Source organism: Pseudonocardia tropica (assembly GCF_040105315.1).
In the GTDB taxonomy this organism is placed as follows: domain Bacteria; phylum Actinomycetota; class Actinomycetes; order Mycobacteriales; family Pseudonocardiaceae; genus Pseudonocardia; species Pseudonocardia alni.
Window position 1 is genome coordinate 91622 of sequence record NZ_JBEDNP010000011.1, and the last position, 22270, is coordinate 113891.

General features: G+C 74.4%; 25 protein-coding genes. 7 read left to right on the forward strand and 18 right to left on the reverse strand.

Annotated elements, in window-relative coordinates:
* The first annotated feature begins 33 nt into the window (after positions 1-33).
* Positions 34-1350: a magnesium transporter MgtE N-terminal domain-containing protein gene (locus WHI96_RS18885; RefSeq protein ID WP_345640951.1), complete on the forward strand. Its 1317-nt coding sequence runs from the start codon at positions 34-36 to the stop codon at positions 1348-1350.
* On the forward strand, positions 1343-1882 hold the full coding sequence (locus WHI96_RS18890) for a DUF1003 domain-containing protein (RefSeq protein ID WP_345640948.1): 540 nt from the start codon (positions 1343-1345) through the stop codon (positions 1880-1882). The genes WHI96_RS18885 and WHI96_RS18890 overlap by 8 nt, the downstream gene beginning before the upstream one ends.
* Positions 1883-1886: 4 nt before the next feature.
* Here WHI96_RS18890 and WHI96_RS18895 read toward each other — a convergent pair whose 3' ends face one another.
* Positions 1887-2369, reverse strand: coding sequence for a MarR family winged helix-turn-helix transcriptional regulator (locus tag WHI96_RS18895; protein ID WP_345640946.1), 483 nt, complete (start codon positions 2367-2369; stop codon positions 1887-1889).
* 133 nt (positions 2370-2502) lie between these two features.
* Between WHI96_RS18895 and WHI96_RS18900 the strand changes: the two genes are divergently transcribed.
* The gene (locus tag WHI96_RS18900) at positions 2503-3651 is read left to right on the forward strand and encodes an Mrp/NBP35 family ATP-binding protein (RefSeq protein WP_345640944.1); all 1149 of its coding nucleotides are present in this window, start codon (positions 2503-2505) and stop codon (positions 3649-3651) included.
* 76 nt (positions 3652-3727) lie between these two features.
* On the opposite strand, the gene WHI96_RS18905 is transcribed toward WHI96_RS18900, so the two are convergent.
* From WHI96_RS18905 to WHI96_RS18925, 5 genes are all read right to left on the reverse strand, one after another.
* Positions 3728-4984 (reverse strand): aspartate aminotransferase family protein, encoded by a 1257-nt coding sequence (locus WHI96_RS18905; RefSeq protein WP_345640941.1) that lies wholly within the window; start codon positions 4982-4984, stop codon positions 3728-3730.
* A 406-nt stretch (positions 4985-5390) separates the two neighbouring features.
* Positions 5391-6320, reverse strand: a complete 930-nt coding sequence (locus WHI96_RS18910) for an AEC family transporter (RefSeq protein WP_345640938.1) — start codon at positions 6318-6320, stop codon at positions 5391-5393.
* Positions 6321-6384: 64 nt separating this feature from the next.
* Complete coding sequence (locus tag WHI96_RS18915; protein ID WP_425571517.1) at positions 6385-7056, reverse strand: GntR family transcriptional regulator; 672 nt, start codon at positions 7054-7056, stop codon at positions 6385-6387.
* Between the two features lie 9 nt (positions 7057-7065).
* A complete protein-coding gene (locus tag WHI96_RS18920; RefSeq protein WP_345640932.1) occupies positions 7066-7794 on the reverse strand; it encodes a maleate cis-trans isomerase family protein in 729 nt (242 codons plus the stop codon).
* 40 nt (positions 7795-7834) lie between these two features.
* On the reverse strand, positions 7835-8332 hold the full coding sequence (locus WHI96_RS18925) for a DUF3830 family protein (RefSeq protein ID WP_345640930.1): 498 nt from the start codon (positions 8330-8332) through the stop codon (positions 7835-7837).
* 96 nt (positions 8333-8428) lie between these two features.
* Here WHI96_RS18925 and WHI96_RS18930 point away from each other — a divergent pair, with 96 nt between their 5' ends.
* Both WHI96_RS18930 and WHI96_RS18935 read left to right on the forward strand, forming a co-directional pair.
* Entirely contained in the window at positions 8429-9415 is a 987-nt protein-coding gene (locus WHI96_RS18930; protein ID WP_345640928.1) for a D-2-hydroxyacid dehydrogenase, read from the forward strand.
* Between the two features lie 5 nt (positions 9416-9420).
* Positions 9421-10824 (forward strand): amidase, encoded by a 1404-nt coding sequence (locus WHI96_RS18935; protein ID WP_345640927.1) that lies wholly within the window; start codon positions 9421-9423, stop codon positions 10822-10824.
* A gap of 75 nt (positions 10825-10899) precedes the next feature.
* On the opposite strand, the gene tatB is transcribed toward WHI96_RS18935, so the two are convergent.
* The 4 genes from tatB to sigE form a co-directional block, all read right to left on the reverse strand.
* Entirely contained in the window at positions 10900-11343 is a 444-nt protein-coding gene (gene tatB / locus WHI96_RS18940; RefSeq protein ID WP_345640925.1) for a Sec-independent protein translocase protein TatB, read from the reverse strand.
* Between the two features lie 18 nt (positions 11344-11361).
* Entirely contained in the window at positions 11362-12939 is a 1578-nt protein-coding gene (locus tag WHI96_RS18945) for a S1C family serine protease (RefSeq protein WP_345640924.1), read from the reverse strand.
* Positions 12940-13058: 119 nt separating this feature from the next.
* Positions 13059-13709 (reverse strand): anti-sigma factor family protein, encoded by a 651-nt coding sequence (locus WHI96_RS18950; protein ID WP_345640922.1) that lies wholly within the window; start codon positions 13707-13709, stop codon positions 13059-13061.
* Positions 13706-14347, reverse strand: coding sequence for an RNA polymerase sigma factor SigE (gene sigE / locus WHI96_RS18955; RefSeq protein ID WP_345640920.1), 642 nt, complete (start codon positions 14345-14347; stop codon positions 13706-13708). Before sigE ends, WHI96_RS18950 begins: the two co-directional genes overlap by 4 nt.
* Before the next feature lie 166 nt (positions 14348-14513).
* On the opposite strand from sigE, the gene WHI96_RS18960 reads away from it, so the two are divergent.
* Entirely contained in the window at positions 14514-15146 is a 633-nt protein-coding gene (locus WHI96_RS18960; protein ID WP_226355308.1) for an O-methyltransferase, read from the forward strand.
* A 135-nt stretch (positions 15147-15281) separates the two neighbouring features.
* On the opposite strand, the gene glgC is transcribed toward WHI96_RS18960, so the two are convergent.
* Complete coding sequence (glgC, locus tag WHI96_RS18965) at positions 15282-16517, reverse strand: glucose-1-phosphate adenylyltransferase (protein ID WP_345640916.1); 1236 nt, start codon at positions 16515-16517, stop codon at positions 15282-15284.
* Between the two features lie 126 nt (positions 16518-16643).
* Between glgC and glgA the strand changes: the two genes are divergently transcribed.
* Positions 16644-17807, forward strand: a complete 1164-nt coding sequence (gene glgA, locus WHI96_RS18970) for a glycogen synthase (protein ID WP_345640915.1) — start codon at positions 16644-16646, stop codon at positions 17805-17807.
* Between the two features lie 69 nt (positions 17808-17876).
* Here the strand turns inward: glgA and WHI96_RS18975 are convergent, their stop codons facing one another.
* From WHI96_RS18975 to WHI96_RS19005, 7 genes are all read right to left on the reverse strand, one after another.
* Positions 17877-18044 carry a DUF3117 domain-containing protein gene (locus WHI96_RS18975; RefSeq protein WP_010241564.1) on the reverse strand — a complete coding sequence of 56 codons (168 nt, stop codon included), beginning with the start codon at positions 18042-18044 and terminating at the stop codon, positions 17877-17879.
* 171 nt (positions 18045-18215) lie between these two features.
* Entirely contained in the window at positions 18216-18842 is a 627-nt protein-coding gene (locus tag WHI96_RS18980; RefSeq protein ID WP_345640913.1) for a DNA-3-methyladenine glycosylase I, read from the reverse strand.
* Positions 18839-19435, reverse strand: a complete 597-nt coding sequence (locus WHI96_RS18985) for an SRPBCC family protein (RefSeq protein ID WP_345640911.1) — start codon at positions 19433-19435, stop codon at positions 18839-18841. The genes WHI96_RS18980 and WHI96_RS18985 overlap by 4 nt, the downstream gene beginning before the upstream one ends.
* A complete protein-coding gene (locus WHI96_RS18990) occupies positions 19410-19772 on the reverse strand; it encodes a DivIVA domain-containing protein (RefSeq protein WP_073577741.1) in 363 nt (120 codons plus the stop codon). The genes WHI96_RS18985 and WHI96_RS18990 overlap by 26 nt, the downstream gene beginning before the upstream one ends.
* Positions 19773-19807: 35 nt before the next feature.
* Positions 19808-20818, reverse strand: coding sequence for a glucosyl-3-phosphoglycerate synthase (locus tag WHI96_RS18995; protein WP_345640909.1), 1011 nt, complete (start codon positions 20816-20818; stop codon positions 19808-19810).
* Between the two features lie 4 nt (positions 20819-20822).
* On the reverse strand, positions 20823-21419 hold the full coding sequence (locus WHI96_RS19000; protein WP_345640907.1) for an LOG family protein: 597 nt from the start codon (positions 21417-21419) through the stop codon (positions 20823-20825).
* Positions 21419-22201 (reverse strand): LOG family protein, encoded by a 783-nt coding sequence (locus tag WHI96_RS19005; RefSeq protein WP_100880847.1) that lies wholly within the window; start codon positions 22199-22201, stop codon positions 21419-21421. The genes WHI96_RS19000 and WHI96_RS19005 overlap by 1 nt, the downstream gene beginning before the upstream one ends.
* Positions 22202-22270: the final 69 nt, after the last annotated feature.

Genomic DNA, 22270 nt, shown 5'->3' on the forward strand with positions numbered 1-22270 from the left:
CCGCGGTACCGCCGGGGTTCTAGTCTCGGCGCCATGGCCTCGGTACGGGTGTTCGTCGCGCGGATGGCCGGCCTGGCCGTCTACGGCCCGGACGGCGAGCGGATCGGCAAGGTCCGCGACGTCGTGGTGTCGCTGCGCGTCGACAGTCATCCACCTCGGGTGCTGGGCCTGGTCGTGGACCTGTCCGCACGCCGCAGCATCTTCGTGCCGATGCTGCGGGTCGCCGACATCGCGCCGACCGCGGTGACACTGGCCAGCGGCTCGGTGAACCTGCGCTCGTTCGACCAGCGTCCCAACGAGACCCTCGTGCTCGGGCAGCTGCTGAACTCCCCCGCGACGGTGCGCGAGGGCGGGACCGAGGGCTCGGTCGTCGACGTCGCGGTCGAGCCGACCCGGACCCGGGACTGGGTGATCACCAAGGTGGCGCTGCGGTTCCGGCGGACCCGGCTGGCGCGCAGGCCGCGGGTCGAGGTGTACGGCTGGGAGGCCGTGTCCGGGCTGGACGTCGCCGCGGCGCAGGGCGCGGACCGGCTGCTCGCGGTGTTCGACTCGATGCGCCCGGCCGACGTCGCCGCGGCGCTGTCGCGGCTGCCCGACGACCGGCAGCGCCACGTCGTCGACGCCCTGGACGACGAGCGGCTGGCCGACGTGTTCGAGGAGCTGTCCGAGTCCGACCAGCGCGAGCTGCTCGGCTACCTCGACGACGACCGTGCCGCCGACGTCCTGGAGGCGATGAGCCCGGACGACGCGGCGGACCTGCTCGGCGAGCTCGACGACGACGAGGCGGGCCGGCTGCTGGAGCTCATGGAGCCCGACGAGTCCGAGCCCGTGCGCCGTCTGCTGCGCTACGAGTGGGACACCGCGGGCGGCCTGATGACCCCGGAGCCGATCACGCTGGGGCCGGACGTGACCGTCGCCGAGGCGCTCGCCCGGGTGCGCAACCCGGAGGTGCCGCCGGCGCTGGCGTCGATGGTGTTCGTCGTCCGCCCGCCGACCGCGACCCCGACCGGGCGCTACCTGGGCTGTGTGCACGCCCAGCAGCTGCTGCGGGCGGCGCCGTTCGAGCTGGTCGCGGGCATGGTCGACGCCGACCTGCCGCAGCTGGGGCCCGAGGCCGGGCTCGGCGAGGTGACCCGCTACTTCGCCAGCTACAACCTGGTGGCGGGCCCGGTCGTCGACGCCGAGGACCACCTGCTGGGCGCGGTCACCGTCGACGACGTGCTGGACCACCTGCTGCCGCAGGGCTGGCGCGACCGCGACCTCGCCCCGGGCGAGGTGCACGGCGGCTCGGTGCCGGTCGCGAACGGCGCCGCCGACCGCACGCGCGACGGGCAGGTGCACGGTGCCTGAGCCGGGGATCGGACGGCGGCTGGACCAGCCGCGCGTCGGGCGTCGGCGGTTCGAGGTGGACCCGGACGGCTTCGCCCGCTTCTCCGAGCGGATCGCCCGGTTCCTCGGGACGGGCCGCTTCCTGGCGATCCAGACGGTGATCGTCATCGTCTGGATCGCGCTGAACCTGGTCGCCTGGTCGATCCAGTGGGACCCGTATCCGTTCATCCTGCTCAACCTGGCGTTCTCGACCCAGGCCGCGTACGCCGCACCGCTGATCCTGCTGGCCCAGAACCGGCAGGACGACCGGGACCGGATCGCGCTGGACGAGGACCGGCGGCGCGCCGAGCGGACGAAGGCCGACACCGAGTTCCTCGCCCGGGAGCTGGCGGCACTGCGTCTGGCCGTCGGGGAGACCGCGAGCCGGGACTACCTGCGCGGTGAGCTGGAGAAGCTGGGTGACCGGCTCGACGACGCCGTGACCCGCAGCCGGGGCGAGGAGCTGCCGGTCGAGCCGGGTGCCCGGAAGAAGATGCGCAAGAAGGAACGCTGAGCGCTCAGGGCACCAGGCGGCCCATGATGCGTTCGAGCGCGGCGAGGTCGTCGGCGTCGAGCCGCTGCACGAAGTGCGCGCGTACCCCGCGCAGGTGGGTGACCGCGGCGGTGCGCAGGCGGTCGTAGCCGGTGTCGGTGAGTCGGGCGGTGACCCCGCGGCCGTCGTCGGCGACCTTGGCCCGGGCGACGAGCCCGACCCGTTCCAGCCGGTCGACGAGCCGGGTGGCCCCGGAGCGGGAGAGCAGCACGGCGTCGGCCAGCTCGGTCATCCGCAGCCGGTGGTCGGGCGCCTCGGACAGCTGGACCAGCACGTCGTAGGCGGCCAGGGACAGCTGCTGCTCGTCGACCAGCTCGGCCTCGAGCTGTTTGGTGATGCCCGCGTGCGCGAGAAGGAAGCTGCGCCACGACGCGAGCTCGGCCGGGGTCGGGACCACGCGGCGGCGCACCGGGTGCTCGCGCGTCGGGGTGCCGCTCGTGTCGTCCATCGCAGGGATGCTAGAGACACCGGCACCGCCTCGTCAGCGCGGACGTGCCGGGCGACACCGCCGGTGACCCGGAGACACCGGAACGACCCACGTAGCATGGGGTGACGCGAGAGGAAAGAGGTCGTAGGAGCCCATGTCCGTCACCGGCAGCACCAGCACCGTCGTCGAGGCCGTGCGCGCAGCCCTCGGCACCGTCGAGGACCCGGAGATCCACAAGCCGATCACCGAGCTGGGGATGGTCAAGAGCGTCGACGTCGCCGCCGACGGCCTCGCCCACGTCGGGGTCTACCTGACCGTCGCGGGCTGCCCGATGCGCGAGACGATCACCTCCCGCGTCACCGAGGCGGTCTCGAAGGTCCCGGGCGTCGATCGGGTCGAGGTCGAACTCGACGTCATGAACGACGAACAGCGCACCGAGCTGCGTCGTTCGCTGCGCGGCGACGCCGACGAGCCCGTCATCCCGTTCGCCCAGCCCGGCTCGCTGACCCGCGTGTTCTGCGTGGCGTCCGGCAAGGGCGGCGTCGGCAAGTCCTCGGTCACCGTCAACCTGGCCGCGGCCATGGCCCGGCGCGGGATGAAGGTCGGCGTGGTCGACGCCGACATCTACGGTCACTCGGTCCCGCGCATGATCGGTGCCGCGGACCGGCCCACCAAGATCGAGAACATGATCATGCCGCCGCAGTCGCACGGCGTGAAGGTCATCTCGATCGGCATGTTCACCGACGGCAACACCCCGGTCGTCTGGCGTGGCCCGATGCTGCACCGCGCGCTGCAGCAGTTCCTCGCCGACGTGTTCTGGGGCGATCTGGACGTGCTGCTGCTCGACCTGCCCCCGGGCACCGGCGACGTCGCCATCTCCACCGCCCAGCTCGTGCCGAACGCCGAGCTGCTGGTCGTCACCACACCGCAGCAGGCCGCCGCCGAGGTCGCCGAGCGGGCCGGGTCGATCTCCACCCAGACCCGTCAGCGCCTGGCCGGGGTCGTGGAGAACATGTCCTGGATGGAGATGCCCGACGGCTCGCGCAACGAGGTCTTCGGCTCCGGCGGCGGGCAGATCGTCGCGGACTCGCTGAGCCGCACGGTCGGCACCACGGTGCCGCTGCTGGGCCAGATCCCGCTCGACGTCGCGCTGCGCGAGGGCGGCGACGCCGGCACCCCGATCGTGCTCGGCAAGCCCGAGTCGGCCGCGGCGCAGGCCCTCGACGCCATCGCGGAGAAGCTGACCGTGAAGGCCCGCGGCCTGGCCGGGATGAGCCTGAACATCTCCCCCGTCGGGCGCTGACCCGCGCCCTCGGCGACGACGAGGCCCCGCACACCGACCGGTGTGCGGGGCCTCGTCCGTTTCCCCGGGGCGGATCTCAGGACAGCGCGTCGTTCAGTGCCTTGGTCCAGAGCGCCAGGCCCTCGTCGACCTGCTCGGAGGTCACCACCAGCGCCGGGATCATCCGGACGACGTTGCCGTACACGCCGCAGGTCAGCAGGAGCAGACCCTGCGCCGCGGCCGCGGCGTGCACCTTCGCGGCGGTGGCGCCGTCGGGCTTGCCGTCGGCGTCGACGAACTCGATGCCGACCATCAGGCCCCGGCCGCGGACGTCGCCGATGGCGGCGATGCCCTGCGCGGCGTCCCGGACGCCGGCGAGGAGCTTCTCGCCCTGCACGCGGGCGTTCTCGACCAGGCCCTCGCCCTGCACGACCTCGAGGGTGGCGAGCGCGGCGGCGCAGGCGACGGCGTTGCCGCCGTAGGTGCCGCCCTGCGAGCCGGGCCACGCCTTCTCCATCAGGGCCTTCGGCGCCGCGATGGCCGAGAGCGGGAAGCCGGACGCGAGCCCCTTGGCGGTGACGATGATGTCCGGGGTGAGGCCCTCGGCGTGCTGGTGGCCCCAGAACTTCCCGGTGCGGCCGTAACCGGTCTGGACCTCGTCGGCGATCAGGAGGATTCCGTGCCGGTCGGCGCGCTCGCGCAGCCCGTGCAGGAACGCGGGCGGGGTCGGGACGTAGCCGCCCTCGCCGAGCACCGGCTCGACGATGAACGCGGCGACGTCGGACGCCGGCGCGGTGCTCGCCAGCTGGCGGTCGAGCTCGGACAGGGCGAACGCGACGGCCTGCTCCTCGGACCAGCCGTAACGGTAGGCGTAGGGGAAGGGCGCGAACGCGACCCCGCCCATCATCGGGCCGATCCCGGCCCGGATCTTCGCCCCGGAGGTGGTGAGCGCCGCGGCACCCATGGTGCGGCCGTGGAAGCCGCCGTCGAACGCGACGATCAGCTGCCGGCCGGTGGCCTGGCGGGCCAGCCGCACCGACGCCTCGACGGCCTCGGAGCCGGAGTTGGTGAAGAACACCGAGTCGATGCCCTCGGGCAGCACGTCGCCCATCCGCTCGACCAGCGTCAGCAGCGGCTGGTGCATCACGGTCGTGTACTGGCCGTGGATCAGCGTGGCCACCTGCTCCTGCGCAGCCGCGACGACCGTCGGGTGGCAGTGCCCGGTGGAGGTGACGCCGATGCCGGCGGTGAAGTCGAGGTGGCGGCGCCCGTCGGTGTCGTACAGGTAGACGCCCTCACCGCGGGCGGCCTGGACCGGGGTGGCCTGCTTGAGCAGCGGGGACAGCTGTGCCATGGGTTCGCAGCTCCTGATGCGTCGAGGGTGGTGCGTCTCGGGTTGTCGAGTTGTCGACAATCCTAGGGAAGCACGGGCGGGTGGGTACGGGCAAGGGTCGGTCGAGCCCGCCTTTGCTCTGCTCACCGATACGCAGCACGCACCCGGACCGCCCCGGCGCCGGGCCCCGGACGGGCCCGCGCGGCCGGGCGGACAGCCGTCGGCGGCGTCGAGATGCAGCTCAGCGGGAGTTGTCGATCTCCACGGCCCGCTGGGCTGCATCTCGACGCACGTACCGCGTGGGCGGCCGGCGCGCCGTGGAGCCGCCCGGCTCCGGCGCGGGGCCGGTGCTGCGTATCGGTGAGCAGAGCAAAGGGGCGAGGTAAGGACCCCCTCGTCCCGGACTGCGCGGAAGGGAAAGCCCTGGTCAGGCCAGCAGGGCGGCGATCACCAGCAGCACCGGGACGGCGACGACGGTCGAGGCGAGCGCCACGTCGCGGGCCAGCGGGACGGCACGGTCGTAGCGCACGGCGTAGCCGAAGACGTTCTGCGCGGTGGGCAGGGCGGCCAGCACGACCGCGGCGAGCAGCGCCGGGCCGGTCAGGCCGAGCACCCCCGCGGCGAAGACCCAGGCGATCAGCGGGTGCAGCACGTTCTTGATCGCGACGGCGGTCCACACCGAGCCCGCGGTCTCCCCCGTCCCGGGGCGGTGGGCGCCGTGCAGGGAGATGCCGAACGCGAGCAGCATGGCGGGCACCGCGAGGTCGGCGAGCAGCTCCACCGGGGCGATCACCGGCTCCGGCAGCACGAGGCCGGTCGCGGACACGGTCAGGCCGGCCGCGGTCGCGATCGCGATCGGGTTGCGCAGCGGGGCGAGGGCGACCCGGACCCACCCGGGGCGCTCGCCGCGGCCGTCGCCGGGCAGGACGTCCATCAGGGTCGTGAACAGCGGGGTCAGGATCGCGAGCTGGAACAGCAGCACCGGGGCGACGGCGGCGGAGTCACCGAGCACGTAGGCCGCGATCGGGATGCCGAGGTTGCCCGCGTTGACGTAGCCGGACGCCATCGACCCGACGACGACCTCGCCGGCCGGGCGGCGGCGCAGCAGCGCGACCGGCACGAACAGCAGACAGGCCAGAGTGCTGGTGAGCGCGGTGACGACCAGCCCCGAGGACAGGACGGCACCGACGTCCGATCGGCTGAGCGTGGTGAACAGCAGCGCGGGCGTCGCGACGAAGAAGGCGGTGCGGGCGAGGACCTTCGAGCCCTGGTCGCCGAGCAGGCCCCCGCGGCCGAGGACGTACCCGACGACCACGACGACGCCGATGACCAGGAAACCTTCGAGGACGCCCACCACGTGCCGCCATGTTACGTAGGGCGAACTAGTCCCCGGGGTGGCCGGCGGTGCGGTTCACAGGCGCTCAGGCCGCCCCGGGCATCGCGGCGAGGATGCGGGTGACGGCGTCGTCCATGTGCGCTGCCAGCCGGTCGAGCAGCAGCTCGGTGCGGCCGTCGCGCAGGGCGTCGCGCAGCCGTTCGTGCTCGGCGAGCAGCGCGCGGGCGGGCGGGGCGGTCTGCTGGAACGCGGCGAGACACATGCGGGTCTCGACGAGCAGACCCTCGGTCATCCGGCGCAGCCGCGGGCTCCCCGACGCGGCGACGAGCGCGGCGTGGAAGTCGTGGTCGGCGTCGGCGAGGGCCACGGCGTCGCCCGCCTCGGCCGCGGCGGCCATCACCCCGAGCGGGATGTCCAGCGCGACGACGGCGGCCGCCCGGTCACCCTCCAGCACCTTGAGCGCCGCGGCCCGCTCGACGGCGGTGCGGGCCAGGTAGACGTCACGGACGTCGTCGGGACCGAGCTCGCGCACGAACAGGCCGCGGTGGCGTTCGCTGCGCAGCAGCCCCTCGGCGACCAGGCGCTGCATCGCCTCGCGCAGCGGGCCGCGGCTCACCCCCAGCCGGTTGGCGAGGTCCACCTCGCCGAGCTGGGTGCCCGGCGCGAAGGTGCCTCGCATGATCGCGGCACGGATCCGGTCGGCGACGATCTCCGCGGTGGAGCGCCGGCTCACCGGCTCGAGCTCCGAGACGTCCAGGCCCACGACTCACCCTCTCCGGAACAGTGTCCCCAGGCCGGGACGGTCGACGTCGGCCCCGGCCAGACGCAGGCCCTGCCAGATGCTCACCTGGTTCGCGGTCAGCACCGGCCTGCCCACGCGTGCGTCCAGCGCGTCGAGCACCTCCACGGTGTGCAGCGCGGTGTCGGGCAGCAGCACCGCGTCGGCACCGGGCGCGTCCGTGGCCACCGCGGCGGCGAACTCCAGCACGGTCTCCGGCGGCAACGTCCCGACCTCGGCGGCGGTGATGATGTCGCGGGCGGACAGCGTGTGCACGGAGATGTCGTGGTGGGTCAGGAAGTGCACGAAGGCGCCGGCGACGTCCGGCGGGTAGGTAGCCCCGACCGCCACCGAGCGGATCCCGAGCCGCCGGCAGGCGTCGACGAAGGCGAACGACGTGCTCGACGTCGGCACCCCCGACACCCGTTCCAGCGCCGCGATCTGCCGGGCGGCGCCGTCGGGGCCGAAGATGAACGACCCCGAGGTGCAGGCCCAGACGACCGCGTCCAGCGGTCCCGCCTCCGCGGCGACCCTGCGCGCGCCGTCGGCGAGGACCTCGTCGCCGCCGATGGCGAGCAGCGCGTCCTCGCGGTGGGCGTCCTCGGGCATCTCGGTGTGGACGAGGGCGAGCCGGCTGCGGTCGATCAGCAGCTTCTCGGCGCGCGGGTAGTCGTCCTCGGCGGAGAAGCCCGGGTAGAGGAATCCGACCGTGCTCATGTTGTCGACAATCCTACAGAGACCGGGGTCACCGCAAGGGTCACGACGCCCGCGAGTAGACGAGCCGCTCCCCCACGCTGCCCGCCCGCCACACGTCGTGGCAGGCGGTCGCCATCGCGTCGAGCCCGTCGACGATGGTCGCGAACACGTTGCCCGGCACCCAGCCGACGTCGCCGTTGAGCAGCAGGTTGTTGCGCCCGTAGAAGATCGCGAGGTCGATCCCGCCCTCGGCGGCGTCGATGCCCTGGTCGTCCTTGAACGCGGTGTCGAGCATCCCGCCGTGGAAGTCGAAGTAGCAGACGTCGCCCGGGATGGGCGTGACCGTCGGGTTCTCCTGCCCGATCCGCGGGCCGAACCGGCCGACGATCGTGTAGACCTCGTTGCGGGCGTACTTGGCGTGCTGCGCGTCGCCGCCCTGCGGGCCGCCGGCCAGCGCCTCCCAGACCGCCGCGGCGGTGCGCGGCGCCTCGGCCTCCAGCAGCCTCGCGGTGCACGCGACGCCACGCTTCGCGAGCTCGATCCTGATCAGCTTCGTCATCCGATCCCCCTGTCCGATACGCGGATTGTTGACAATCGTAGGTGCGCTTCCTAGCGTGTCAACGCCGCCCGACCTCCCTACCGACAGGATCTCCCGTTGCCGGTTTCCGCTGGTCAGGACCTCACCACCGTCGCCGTGCTGCACGGCGGGGAGACCCCGCCCGGCCTCGAGCGGCACGCCGGTGACGCACGTCTCCGCTTCGCCGCCGACGCCGACGAGCTCGCCACCGTACTGCCCGGCAGCGACGTGCTGCTCACCTGGGACTTCACCTCCGACGCCGTCAAGGCCGTCTGGGAGGCCACCGACACCTCCGCGCTGCGCTGGGTGCACACCGCCAGCGCCGGCGTCGACCGGGTCGCCTTCCCCGCCCTCCTCGCCTCGGGTGCGACGCTGACGAACTCGCGTGGGGTGTTCGACCGCCCGATCGCCGAGTTCGTGCTCGGCGCGGTGATCGCGTTCGCCAAGGACACCGCCCGCTCGCTCGCGCTGCAGCGGGAACGGACCTGGCGCCACCGCGAGACCGAGACCGTCGCCGGGAAGGTCGCGACGGTCGTCGGGAGCGGACCGATCGGGCGTGCCGTCGCCGACCTGCTGGGCGCGGTCGGGATGCGGGTGCGGCTGGTCGGCCGGCGCGCCGCGGACGGCGTGCACGCCTTCGACGAGCTGCCCGGACTGCTGCCCGACACCGACCACCTGGTGCTCGCCGCCCCGCTGACCGACGCGACCCGCGGGATGCTGCACGCCGGGACGATCGCCCTGCTGCCCGAGCGGGCCCGGGTCGTCAACGTCGGCCGGGGCGCGCTCGTCGTGCAGGACGACCTGACCGAGGCGCTCGCGACCGGGCGGCTCGCCGGTGCCGCGCTGGACGTGTTCGAGGTCGAGCCGCTGCCCGCGGCCTCGCCGCTGTGGGCGATGGAGCACGTCCTCCTCTCCCCGCACATGTCCGGTGACGTCGTCGGCTGGAAGGACATGCTCGTCGAGCTGTTCGCCGACAACCTCGAGCGCTTCCGGGACGGCCGGGAGCTGCGCAACGTGGTGGACCCCGAACGCGGGTACGTGAGCTCCTCCGCAGGAAAGGTGTGACTGCTGTGACGACTGCAGACCTCAGCGCGACCGAGCTGCTGGCGGGCTACCGCAGCGGCGAGATCTCGCCGGTGCAGGCCACCCGGGACGCGCTGGACCGGATCGAGGCGCACGACGGCGCGGTGAACGCGTTCTGCCTGGTCGACGCCGACTCGGCGCTGTCGCAGGCGAAGGACTCCGAGGCGCGCTGGCAGGCCGGGGAGCCGGTCGGGCCGCTCGACGGCGTCCCCACCTCGATCAAGGACATGCTCCTGACGATCGGGTGGCCCACCCGCCGCGGCTCGACGACGACCTCGCCGGACGGGCCGTTCGAGGTCGACGGCCCGCCGGTGGCCAGGGTCCGCGCCGCGGGTGCGGTGCTGATCGGGAAGAACACCACCCCCGAGCTGGCGTGGAAGGGCGTCACCGACTCCCCGCTGACCGGCGTCACCACCAACCCGTGGGACCCGACGAGGACGGCGGGCGGCTCGTCCGGTGGCTCGGCGTCGGCCGTCGGACTGGGGATGGGCCCGCTGTCGCTGGGCACCGACGCGGGCGGCTCGGTCCGCATCCCGGCCGCGTTCACCGGCACCGTCGCGCACAAGCCCACCTACGGCCGGATCGCGCACTACCCGGGCTCGGCGTTCGGGACGCTGGCCCACGTCGGGCCGATGACCCGCACGGTCGACGACGCCGCGCTGCTGTACGACGTCGTCGCCCGGCCCGACACCCGCGACCCGTGGGTGTTCGACGTGCCGCGGGAGTCCGCCGTCGAGCGGCTCGCCGGCGGTGCGCAGGGCCTGCGGATCGCGTTCTCCCCCACCCTCGGGTTCGTCGACGTCGACCCGGAGGTGGCCGCGCTCGTCGCCGAGGCGGTCGCGGTGTTCGCCCGCGAGCTCGGCGCGACCGTCGAGCACGCCGACCCGGGCTTCGCCGACCCGATCGAGCCGTTCCACACGCTGTGGTTCGCCGCGGCCGCGAAGTCCCTGGAGCCGATCGGCGCCGAGGCCAGGAAGGCCATGGACCCGGCGCTGGTGGAGATCGCCGAGCAGGGGGCCGGGGTGTCCGCGCTGGACTACCTGGGTGCGATGGCCGTCCGCAACGAGCTGGGGACGCTGATGGGCGCCTTCCACTCCGAGTACGACCTGCTGCTCACCCCGACGCTGCCGATCACCGCGTTCGAGGGCGGCCGGGAGGTCCCCGAGGGCTGGCACGACCCGCGCTGGACGTCGTGGACGCCGTTCACCTACCCGTTCAACATGACCCAGCAGCCCGCGACGTCGGTGCCGTGCGGCGTCACCTCCGCCGGGCTGCCGGTGGGGCTGCAGGTCGTCGGGCCGCGGCACGCCGACGCCACGGTGCTGGCCGCCGCGCACGCCTACCAGCGCGCGACCACGCACCACCTGCGCCGCCCGCCGCTGCTGGGCTGACCCGGCCCCGCACACGACGACGGCGCCGCACCCGGCTCGGGTGCGGCGCCGTCGTCGTACGGAGGTGGGGCCGGGTCAGGTCGCGTCCGGATCCACCGGGGGACGCTCGTCCGCGGCCAGGGGCGGCTGCGGCGCGCGGACCGGGGGCGGGGTGCTCGCCGCGGTTCCGCGCAGGGCGGCGGCGCCGGCCGCGGCCGCGCTGCCGGAAGGGCCCGGGGCGAACCCGTTGGGCTTGACCGGCGGGGTGGAGGAGTCGTCGGAGAACAGGCTCCGGGTGATCGCGGTCCGCGGGTTGAGCGAGCGCAGGCTGCGCAGGTCGTCGAGCGGCTGCTGGATCTGGTCGAACTCCGGGCCCAGCTCCTTCTTCAGGTGGTTCTGGGCGCCGCTCGCGAACTCCTTGACCTTGCGGACCGCGCGACCGACCCAGGCCGCGGCCTCGGGCAGCCGTTCCGGGCCCAGGATGAAGAGCCCCGCCACGACCAGGACGAGGATCTCCGGCATGCCGATGTTCTCGAACACAGCGCCAGCGTACGGGTGCTAGCGCTGCCCGAGCGTGACGGTCACGGTGAGCGGTCGTCCCTGACGGACGAGACCGACCGGGACCTGCTCGCCGGGGGCGTGTTCGCGGACGGCGACGACGAGTTCGTCGGCACTGGCGATGGGGCGCCCGGCGACGTCGACGACGACGTCGCCGTCGGCGATCCCGGCCGCGGCCGCCGGTCCCCCGGCGACGACGTTCTGCACCTGGGCCCCGTCGGTGGCGCCGTCGGTGACCGAGCGGGCGTTGACACCGAGGTCGGCGTGCGCCACGCGGCCGGTGCGGATGAGCTCCTCGGCGATGGCGCGGGCGTCGTCGATCGGGATGGCGAAGCCCAGGCCGATCGAGCCGCCCTGCGCGCCGGACTCGGCGCTGCCCGCGCTGCGGATCGCGGTGTTGATTCCGACGACGGCGCCGGTCGCGTCCACCAGCGGGCCGCCGGAGTTGCCGGGGTTGATCGCGGCGTCGGTCTGCACCGCGTCGATCACCGCGTCGCCCGCACTGCCCTCGGGGTCGAGCCGCACCGGGCGGTCGACGGCCGACACGATCCCCGTCGTCACCGTGCCCGCCAGGCCGAACGGCGACCCGATCGCGATCACCGCGTCGCCGACGGCGAGCTCGCCGGAGCGGCCGATCCCGGCGACCGTCGGGTTCGCGACGGGCACCTTGACCACCGCGAGGTCGGTCATCGGGTCCGCGCCGACCACGGTGGCCGGGAGGCGGGAGCCGTCGGAGAACAGGGCCTCGATGGTGCCCTGGCCGGGTCCGGTCGCCGGTGCGACGACGTGGTCGTTGGTGAGCACGTAGCCCGCGGGGTCGATCACGACGCCGGAGCCGTTGCCCGCCTGGTTGCCGACGGTCACCTCCAGGGAGACGACCGCGGGCAGCACCCGCGAGGCGACCTCCGACACCGAGCCGGGCGGACGTTCCCGGGCGGGCTCGGTCGCGCTCAGCACCGCTCCGGGGCTGGTCAGGGCGCCCGCCGCGGCGGCTGTCCAGTGCCCGACCAGGCCGCCCGCCGCGCCGATGACGAGGGCGAGCACGCCGAGCAGCGCCAGCGCGCGCGGCTGCACCCGCTTGCCGAACAGGACCTCGCGGACGCTGAGCCGGGGGCCGTCGGGCCGGGGCCCCTCACCGGGCTCGTCCCCGTCTCCGGGGGGCGGCGCGGCGACGACCGGCGTGCCCGGGTCGCGCCACGGGTCGCCGGTCGAGCCGCCGGGCCAGAACGGGTCCTGCTCGGCGCTCTGCCCACCCCCGCGCAGCGCATCGCCCGACGCGCCGGGCGGACGCTGCAGACCACCGGCGGGGTCGCCGTCCGGTGCGCGGTCCGGGCGGCCGAACGCGCGGGCGACCGCGGCGGTCGGCGGGGGCACCGTCGGTAGCGACCCGTTCGACCCGAGGTGCGACGACGGCGGCGCGAACGAGCTGCCGACGCCGTCCGGGCGGCCGAACGCGGCCCGCTCGCCGGGGTCGGTCGCGGGACGGTCCAGCGGGCGGGGGCGCAGCCGCGGCGGGGCGGAGCCGGGGGCGTCCGGGTCGGCCGCGCCGTCCGGGCGGGTGCCGCGGTCCTCGCTCACCGGGTCACCCCGGAGCCCGGGGAGACTGCTCCCGACGATCGATCAGCCGGCACGGCGTCCACCCAGTACACCCGCACAGCCTGCCCGGCGGGCGGTGAAGTCGGTGTATCGGTGACGCGTCAGGGCGTCGGGGAGATGTCGGTGTCGCCGGTCGGCGTGGCCGAGGTCCTCGGCGACAGCGGCGCGCCGGTCGAGCCCGTCGTGGTGGCGGCCGGGGTGGCCGTCCGCCGCGACGAGGCGGGCACCGGGGTGGCCGCGAACCGGGCGACGGCCGCGGCGCCCGGGCCGGGCACGGTCGGCCCGACCGGGGTGCCGGTCGTGGCGGCGGGCAGACCGAACGCGAGCGCGCCGAGCGCCAGCCCGGACACGGCGGCGCCGGTGCCCAGGCGCACCCGTCGCGACCGGCCGGCGCGACGGCCGTGGTCGCCGTCGACCGGTGCCGGGCGCAGCACCGACACGAGCTGGCCGTCCGGGGTGAGCGACAGGCCCGCCGGCGGCGGGGGCAGCTCGGTGTCCTGCGGGATCGCGCGCAGCGCCGACATCAGCGACGGCGGCAGCGTGGGTGCGTCGGCGCCGCGCAGCGCGGTGCGGGCCCGCCGCTGCTCGGCGACCTCCACCGTGCAGTCGGGGCAGCGCTCGAGGTGGCGGGTGGCGCGGTCGTGCGGACCGGCGGCCAGCTCGTCGTCCACGAAGGCGACGACCGCCTCGAGCGTCAGGTGGGTGGTCCCCCAGTCCGGGGGGACGACCTGGAAACGCCGTCGCTCGCTCACGGGACCAACTCTGCCACCGGACCGCGGTCGGATGCCACCGCCTGCTCCTCCGCCGCGGCCGCACGGTGCCGCTCCAGCGACGCCCGCAGCGCGGTCCGGCCCCGGTGGATGCGGCTGCGGACGGTGCCGAGCTTCACCCCGAGGGTGGCGCCGATCTCCTCGTAGGACAGGCCCTCGACGTCACACAGGACGACGGCGACCCGGAAGTCCGGGGGCAGCTCGTCCAGCGCGGCCTGCAGGTGCGGGTCGAGGTGGTTGATCGCGAACACGGTCTCGGGCTCGGGGCCACCGCCCGGGAGACGGTCGGTGTCCTCGGGCAGGCCCTCCATCCGCAGCCGGGCGCGGCGGCGGACCATGTCGAGGAACAGGTTCGTCGTGATGCGGTGCAGCCAGCCCTCGAAGGTGCCCGGCTTGTAGGACGCCAGGGACCGGAACACCCGGATGAAGGTCTCCTGGGTGAGGTCCTCGGCGTCGTGCTGGTTGCCGGACAGGCGGTAGGCGAGGCGGTAGACGCGGTCGGCGTGCTCCCGGACGACCTCGTCCCAGGTGGGCGGGGTCCAGTCGGCACCCTCACCGGGGCGGGTACCGGCGGCGGCGTCCCGGAACGGGGCGTCGTCGGCTGCGCGAGGGGCGGACATCGGGGCGGGGCACCTCCGTGGGTCGCGACCGTGTCGTGGTGTCGATCGGCCGCGAGGCTTCGTTCGTTGCAGCACAGACTGCCCGCCACCCATGAGGAGGATGTGAAACCCGTCTGAGAGAAGTCTGTGAAATCGTCCCGAGGGGCTCCGGCGATAATCTTGTTCCATGAGCACACCCGCGGGGGCGGCCGCGTACGCCGAGGGCTACCTCGCCGAGGACGACGCGTGCGGCGAGGCCCGGGCACTGGGCACGGCGGCGGGCGCGCACCCCATCTCCGCGGCGGGCGGGGCGGCGCTGTCGGTGCTGGCCGCGACGATCTCCGCACGGGCCGTCGTCGAGATCGGGACCGGGGCCGGGGTGAGCGGGTTGTACCTGCTGCGCGGCATGGCCGGCGACGGGACGCTGACCACCATCGACGTCGACCCGGAGCTGCAGCGCTCGGCCCGGCGCACCTTCCTCGCCGCCGGGTACGGGCCCGGGCGCGCGCGGCTGATCAACGGGATGGCGCTGGAGGTGCTGCCGCGGCTGACCGACGGCGGCTACGACCTCGTCGTCGCCGACGCCGTCCCGGCCGAGTACCCCGGCTACCTGGCCGAGGCGATCCGGCTGCTGCGCCCCGGCGGGGTGCTGGTGCTGGAGGGTGTGCTCGACGGCGGCCGGGTCGCCGAGCCCGGTGCCGCGCACGGCCCGGGAACGGCCGCGCTGCGCGAGACCGCCGCGCTGGTCCGCGACGACGAGCGCCTGCTGTCGGCGCTGCTGCCGGTCGCGGACGGGATGCTCTGCGCCGTCCGCAGGTGAGCGGAGCGAACGCGGCAACGACACCGCAGGTGAGCGGAGCGAACGCGGCAACGACACCGCAGGTGAGCGGAGCGAACGCGGCAACGACACCGCAGGTGAGCGGAGCGAACGCGGCAACGACACCGCAGGTGGGCGCTACTGCGCCGTGACGCCCTTGCCGAGGACGACGACGCCGCCGTTGGAGACGGTGTAGCGGCTGCGGTCGAGGTTCAGGTCGACGCCGATCAGCGCGCCGTCGGGGACGACGACGTTCTTGTCGAGGATCGCCCGCCGCACCACGGCGCCCCGGCCGATCCGGGCGCCCGGCAGCACGACCGAGTCCGAGACCTCCGCGCCGCCCGACACCGACACGTTCGGGCTGATCACCGACCGGCGCACGATCGCCCCGGAGATGATCGTGCCCGCGCCGACGATCGAGTCCTGCGCGATGCCGCCCTCGACGAACTTCGCCGGCGGCAGCGCGGGCACAGCGGTGCGGATCGGCCAGCGCTGGTTGTAGAGGTTGAAGATCGGGTGCACCGAGACGAGGTCGGTGTGCGCGTCGTAGTAGGCGTCGATGGTCCCGACGTCGCGCCAGTAGCCGGCGTCGCGCTCGGTGGCGCCGGGCACCACGTTGTCGGCGAAGTCGTAGACGTGCGCCTCACCCTCGGCCACGAGCGCCGGGATGATGTCCCCGCCCATGTCGTGGTCGGAGTCGGCGTTCGCCGCGTCGGCCTTCAGCGCGTCGAGCAGGGCCTCGGTGGTGAACACGTAGTTGCCCATCGAGGCGAAGGTCACCTCGGGGTCGTCCGGCACGTGCGGCGGGTCGGACGGCTTCTCGAGGAACTCGGTGATGCGGCCGGTCTCGTCGGAGGCGATGCAGCCGAACGCCTTGGCCTCGGCCCGCGGCACCCGGATCCCCGCGACGGTGACGCCCGCGCCGGACTCGGCGTGCTGGGCGATCATCTGCGCCGGGTCCATCCGGTAGACGTGGTCGGCGCCGAACACGGCGATGTACTCGGGCTGGTCGTCGTAGACCAGGTTGAGGCTCTGGAAGATCGCGTCCGCCGAGCCGGTGTACCAGCGCCTGCCGAGCCGCTGCTGGGCCGGGACGGTGGTGATGTACTGGTCGAGCACCGACGACAGCCGCCACGTCGTCGAGATGTGCCGGTCCAGCGAGTGCGACTTGTACTGGGTCAGCACGCACAGCCGGTCCATCCCGCAGTTCACGAGGTTGGACAGCACGAAGTCGATGAGCCGATAGTTGCCACCGAACGGGACGGCGGGCTTGGCACGGTCCGCGGTGAGCGGCCACAACCGCTTTCCCTCGCCACCGGCCAGCACGATGCCGAGAACCCTTCCGGGAAGACGTCCGGACGCGGTGGGTCGCATGGCGTGGACACTAGTGGCCGCTGCGTGACGGGGCCATACGTCCGTCCGCGCCGGGCACGCTCGGACCGGATCGGACGCCCCTCGCTCCTCGCGCCGGCTCCGGTGGCCCCGGTAGCGTCCCGGCCCGTGCGCGTCGGCCTTCTCACCCGTGAATACCCGCCCGCCGTCTACGGCGGCGCCGGAGTCCACGTGGGACATCTCGTCCCCGCCCTGCGGGAGCTCGTCGACGTCGACGTGCACTGCTTCGCCGAACCGGGCAGCGACACCCCGGCCGACGCCCGTGCGCACTCGGCGCCGCCGCTGCCGGACGGGGCGAACGCGGCGCTGACCACGCTCGGGGTGGACCTGTCGATGGCCGCCGAGCTGGAGCGCTGCGACGTGCTGCACTCCCACACCTGGTACGCCAACATGGCGGGCCACATCGGCGGCCTGCTGCACGGGCGCCCGCACGTGGTCACGGCGCACTCGCTGGAGCCGTTGCGGCCGTGGAAGGCCGAGCAGCTCGGCGGCGGGTACCGGCTGTCGTCGTGGGTGGAGCGGACCGCCTACGAGGCGGCGGACGCCGTCATCGCGGTGTCGCACGGCATGCGCCGCGACGTGCTGAGCGCCTATCCGGCGATCGACCCGGACCTGGTGCACGTGGTGCACAACGGCATCGACACGCACTTCTACGCACCCGACCCGGCTCGCGACGCGCTGCTCGCGCACGGCGTCGACCCGGACCGGCCGCTGGTGGTGTTCGTCGGCCGGATCACGCGGCAGAAGGGCCTCGGGCACCTGGTCGCGGCGGCGCACCGGTTCGACCCGTCGGCGCAGGTCGTGCTGTGCGCGGGCGCCCCGGACACGAAGGAGATCGCGGCCGAGACCGAGCGGGCGGTGGCGGAGCTGTCCGCCTCGCGCGACGGCGTGGTGTGGATCCAGCGGATGCTCGCCACCGCCGAGGTCCGCCAGCTGCTGTCGGCGGCGACGGTGTTCGTGTGCCCCTCGGTCTACGAGCCGTTGGGCATCGTGAACCTGGAGGCGATGGCCTGCGGCACGGCCGTGGTCGCCTCCGACGTCGGCGGGATCCCGGAGGTCGTCGACGACGGCGTGACCGGCCTGCTCGCGCACTACGACCCGGCCGACACCGCCGCGTTCGAGGCGGCGCTGGCCGCGGGGGTCAACGCGCTGGTCGCGGACCCGCAGCGGGCCGCGACGATGGGCGAGCGGGGCCGGGAGCGCGCGGTCGCCGAGTTCGCCTGGGCCGAGATGGCCCGGCGGACGCTCGAGGTCTACGACTCGGTCACCTGATACCCCCGGGTACGACGACGGCGGGACCGGTTCCCCGGCCCCGCCGCGTCGCGTCCGTCCCGTCGGCCGTCAGCCGACGGTCGACTTCAGCGCCTCACTGAGGTCGGTGGCCTCGTCCGGGGTCATCTCGACGACGAGACGCCCGCCACCCTCGAGCGGGACGCGCATCACGATGCCCCGGCCCTCCTTGGTGACTTCCATGGGCCCGTCGCCGGTGCGGGGCTTCATCGCGGCCATTCGTCCGTCCTCCGTCAACATCCACAACTGTCGTTCCCCGGTGCGCGCTCGGGGCACGCGCCGACCGTGGGACCACATTGTCCCCCATCACCGGCGTCGAGGTGCAACCGAGGCGATCACGGCTCGGCAGCGATCCCCGCGGCGTTCACGCAGCGCAACGGCCCGGCGACGCTACGGCGACCCCGGTCCGGTCCCCGGCGGTTCCTCCGGGGCGGCCCCGGCCCGCCAGCAGTACGCGACGTGATCGTCGACCAGACCGGTCGCCTGCATGAGCGCGTAGCAGGTGGTGGGCCCGACGAACCGGAAACCGCGCTTCCTGAGCGCCGTCGACAGCGCCGTCGACGCCGGCGTGGAGCCGGGGACGTCGGACAGCCGTGCCGGGCGCGGGTGGTCGGCCGGGTCGGGCGCGTAGGAGGCCAGGAACGCGCCGAGATCGTCACCGGCGTCGAGGAGGTCGAGCACGGCACGGGCGTTGGAGATCGTGGCCTCGATCTTCATCCGGTTGCGCACGATCCGGGCGTCGCCGAGGAGGCGGGTCACGTCGTCGTCGCCGAAGCGGGCGACCGTGTCCGGGTCGAAGCCGGCGAAGACCTCGCGGAACGCCGGACGCTTGCGCAGCACGACGATCCAGGACAGGCCGGACTGGAACCCCTCCAGGCTCATGCGCTCGAACCAGGCCGCGGTGCCGTGGACGGGACGGCCCCACTCGTCGTCGTGGTAGGCGACGTAGTCCGGCGCCGAGAGCGCCCAGTCGCAGCGTGGGCGGTCGCCGTGGGCCGCGGGGTCGGGCGATGTCACCGGCCGGCCCGGTAGCGGTCCTCGGTCCGCTCGGCCATCCCGCGCAGCGAGTGCGCGACACCGGCCCGGAACGCGGGTCGCACCAGCGGCCAGCCGAACCGGCCGAGCGCACCGAGCGGCAGGTCGAGCAGCTCGGTCCACAGGAACCGCGACCGCGCCGGGCCCAGCTCGACGACGGCGAAGACGCCGTCGCCGCGGATCACGGTGCCGGTGTGGGTGACGACGATCCGCCGCTCCCCCGTCGCACCGGCGGGCGGTGCGGTCCACTCGGTGACCCGCATCGTGTCGGCGACGCCGAGCGGCCCGACCCCGGTGACCGCGCGCAGCTCGGTGCCGACCGAGCGGCCGTCGCCCGCGGTGATCTCGACGGTCGTGCCGAGCATCCAGTCCGACTGGCCCTCGAGGTCGGAGACGACCTCCCACAGGACGTCGGCGGGCACGTTGACGTCGACCGGGACCGTCAGCTCCACCCGGCCGCCGCCGGCCGGCCGCACGCCCGGGGTGCGGTCGCCGACCCCGCCGACCCCGCCGTCGCGGCCGTCCCCGCTCCTGCCTGCGGTACCGCTGTCACCACTGCCGTCGTTGCTCGTCACCCGGGTCCTCCTCGGCGCGCATCCGCGCGATCGTCGCCTCCAACCGGGCCACCCGGTCGGCCAGCTCGTGCCGGTCGGTGCGGACCCGGTCCAGCTCGCCGGCCAGCCGGTCCAGTGCCCAGTCCACCTCAGCCATCCGGTATCCGCGCAGCACCTGCTGGAAACGCAGGTCGCGGACGTCGGTCCCGGAGACCTCGCGGGCGGGCAGCCGGGTGGGTGTCGCGTCCGGGGCGAGCGGGGCGAGCTCCTCCCCGCGGCCGAAGACCGCGGCCGCCAACACGAACACCAGCGCGGCGACGCCGGCGAGGACGAGCACGTACGCGAGTGCGGTCCCCATGCCGCCATCTCATCACGCCGGTCCGACGACGGGGTTCACCCCACGCGGGCGGCGGGTGCGACCACCGGCTCGGCGGACCCTCCGTCGCGCACCCGCCCTGGTGGGGGCCGGTCGACCTGGCGCAGCGGCCGGGTCTCGGTGCGCCATCCCGTCTCCGCGCCGTGGCCGGCACGGACCTGGCCGGGGAGGACGTCGTCGGGGAGGAACACGGTGAGCCCGGCGCCGGAGTCCTCGACCCCGCAGCGGGCCAGGGCCGTGGCGAGTACCTCGCGGGAGGTACGGCCGAGCTCGTGCAGCGGGCGGTTGCGGTGCCGGCGCACGCCGAGGTCGGCCTGCGCGATGGCCGCGGTCCCGCCGACGACGGTGTCGGCGTCGGTGTCGAGCAGCAGGCCGATGTCGACGCCGTAGCCGGTCGCGAACGGGAGCCGGTCGAGCAGCTCGCGGGTCGCGGCGTACTCGCCACCGATCGGCTGGCGGACGTGCCGCAGCCCGGGGCGGAGCGCGGCCAGCAGGGGGCGGGCGAGCAGCTCGGTGACGCGGCCGCCCTCGTGCCCGCTCGCGTCGTCGGGGGCGCCGGCACCACCGGGGCCGCCGGGGCCGGTGAGCGGGCGCCGGTGGTAGCCCTTGACCAGCGCGGTCCCGGGCCGGGTGAGCAGCGGGGCGAGGAGCCGTTCGACGAGCTCGGGGTGCGGGTCGACGAGGTCGGCGTCGACGAAGCAGACCAGGTCGGCCGGGCGCGGCCCGTTCCCCAGGGCGACGACGGCGCGCCACATCGCCTCGCCCTTGCCCGGCAGCATCGGGACCCCGGGCAACGCCCGCTCGCGGCCGAGCACCCGCGCCCCGGCCGCCGCGGCGTACTCCGCGGTGCGGTCGGTGCTCCCGGAGTCGAGGACGACGAGGTCGTCGACCAGCGGGGACGGGCCCCCGCACAGCCGGGTCAGCCCGGCGACGAGCGGACCGACCGTCGCCTCCTCGTCGAGGGCGGGCAGCACGACGGCGATGCGCCGGCCGTCCTTGCGGGCGGCGAGCCGGGCGGAGAGGGTCACGGGCTCAGGCGAGCGGACGGGCGCACTCGTCGAGCGCCGCGCCGGCCAGTCCTGCGGGATCGGCCGGGCCGGAGTCGTCGCCGCGGACCTGCCGCAGCCGCTCGATCGGGGCTCGCGAGGCGAACCCGCGGTCGGCGAGGCCGGCGACCCAGTCGACGAGGCCGTCCCAGTGGCCGTCGGGGTCGAGGAGCACGACCGGTTTGCCGTGCAGGCCGAGCGACCCGGCCGTCCAGACCTCGAACAGCTCCTCGCAGGTCCCGATGCCGCCGGGCAGGGCGAGGAACGCGTCGGCGCGGTCCTCCATCTGCTGCTTGCGCTCGCGCATGCTCTCGACGACGAGCAGCTCGTCGCTGTCGTGGTCGGCCCACTCGCGTTCGACCATGGACCGCGGGATGACCCCGACGGTGCGGCCGCCGGAAGCCCGGGCGCCGGACGCGACCGCACCCATCATCGACTTGCGGCCCCCGCCGGACACGAGCGTCCAGCCGCGGCCGGCGACGGCGCGGCCGACCTCCCGGGCGAGGTCGAGGTAGTGCGGGGCGACGCCGTCGGAGCTGGCGCAGTAGACGCAGACGGCGAACCCGGGCTCCGGACCTGCCATCAGTGCGTCTCCTCCCAGGCGTGGTAGGCCTCGTTGACCACGTCCACGGCGTCGTCGATGTCGTCGGTGACGTGCAGCAGGTCGAGGTCCTTCTCGCCGATCTTGCCGTCGGCGAGGACGGTCTTGGCGATCCAGTCGTAGAGGCCGCCCCAGTAGTCGCTGCCGAGCAGGACGACCGGGAACTTGGTGACCTTCTTGGTCTGCACGAGGACGAGCGCCTCGAACAGCTCGTCGAGCGTGCCGAACCCGCCGGGCAGGCAGACGAACGCCTGCGAGTACTTCACGAACATCGTCTTGCGGGCGAAGAAGTAGCGGAAGTTGATCCCGAGGTCGACCCACGGGTTCAGGCCCTGCTCGAACGGCAGCTCGATGCCGAGCCCGACCGAGAGCCCGCCCGCCTCGGAGGCACCGCGGTTCGCGGCCTCCATCGCGCCCGGGCCGCCCCCGGTGATCACGGCGAACCCGGCTCCGGCGAGCCGCGCCCCGAGCTCGCGGCCCAGCTCGTACTCCGGGGAGCCGGCCTGCGTGCGGGCCGAGCCGAACACCGTCGCCGCGCGCGGGAGCTCGGCGAGCATCCCGAACCCCTCGACGAACTCGGCCTGGATCCGCAGCACCCGCCACGGGTCGGTGTGCACCCAGTCGGCCGGACCCCGCGAGTCGAGCAGCCGCTGGTCGGTGGTGGTCGGCTCGATGCTGCGTTCGCCGCGCAGCACCACCGGGCCACGCTGCTTCTCGGGCTGCTTCTCGTGCAGCGTCCGGGGATCGGCGTTCTCGTCGGCCATGGCGATCACGGTATTCGGGCCGCGGCGACCCGGCCCCGCCGGTGGGGTCGTCAGGGGAGTCGTCGGCGC

What these genes read in the sequence shown, in the direction of transcription:
- WHI96_RS18885 (WP_345640951.1), top strand. Translation starts at nt 34, where the DNA reads ATGGCCTCGGTACGGGTGTTCGTCGCGCGGATGGCCGGCCTGGCCGTC.
- WHI96_RS18895 (WP_345640946.1), bottom strand. Translation starts at nt 2,369, where the DNA reads ATGGACGACACGAGCGGCACCCCGACGCGCGAGCACCCGGTGCGCCGC.
- WHI96_RS18900 (WP_345640944.1), top strand. Translation starts at nt 2,503, where the DNA reads ATGTCCGTCACCGGCAGCACCAGCACCGTCGTCGAGGCCGTGCGCGCA.
- WHI96_RS18905 (WP_345640941.1), bottom strand. Translation starts at nt 4,984, where the DNA reads ATGGCACAGCTGTCCCCGCTGCTCAAGCAGGCCACCCCGGTCCAGGCC.
- WHI96_RS18920 (WP_345640932.1), bottom strand. Translation starts at nt 7,794, where the DNA reads ATGAGCACGGTCGGATTCCTCTACCCGGGCTTCTCCGCCGAGGACGAC.
- WHI96_RS18925 (WP_345640930.1), bottom strand. Translation starts at nt 8,332, where the DNA reads ATGACGAAGCTGATCAGGATCGAGCTCGCGAAGCGTGGCGTCGCGTGC.
- sigE (WP_345640920.1), bottom strand. Translation starts at nt 14,347, where the DNA reads ATGTCCGCCCCTCGCGCAGCCGACGACGCCCCGTTCCGGGACGCCGCC.
- WHI96_RS18960 (WP_226355308.1), top strand. Translation starts at nt 14,514, where the DNA reads ATGAGCACACCCGCGGGGGCGGCCGCGTACGCCGAGGGCTACCTCGCC.
- glgC (WP_345640916.1), bottom strand. Translation starts at nt 16,517, where the DNA reads ATGCGACCCACCGCGTCCGGACGTCTTCCCGGAAGGGTTCTCGGCATC.
- WHI96_RS18975 (WP_010241564.1), bottom strand. Translation starts at nt 18,044, where the DNA reads ATGGCCGCGATGAAGCCCCGCACCGGCGACGGGCCCATGGAAGTCACC.
- WHI96_RS18990 (WP_073577741.1), bottom strand. Translation starts at nt 19,772, where the DNA reads ATGGGGACCGCACTCGCGTACGTGCTCGTCCTCGCCGGCGTCGCCGCG.
- WHI96_RS19000 (WP_345640907.1), bottom strand. Translation starts at nt 21,419, where the DNA reads ATGGCAGGTCCGGAGCCCGGGTTCGCCGTCTGCGTCTACTGCGCCAGC.
- WHI96_RS19005 (WP_100880847.1), bottom strand. Translation starts at nt 22,201, where the DNA reads ATGGCCGACGAGAACGCCGATCCCCGGACGCTGCACGAGAAGCAGCCC.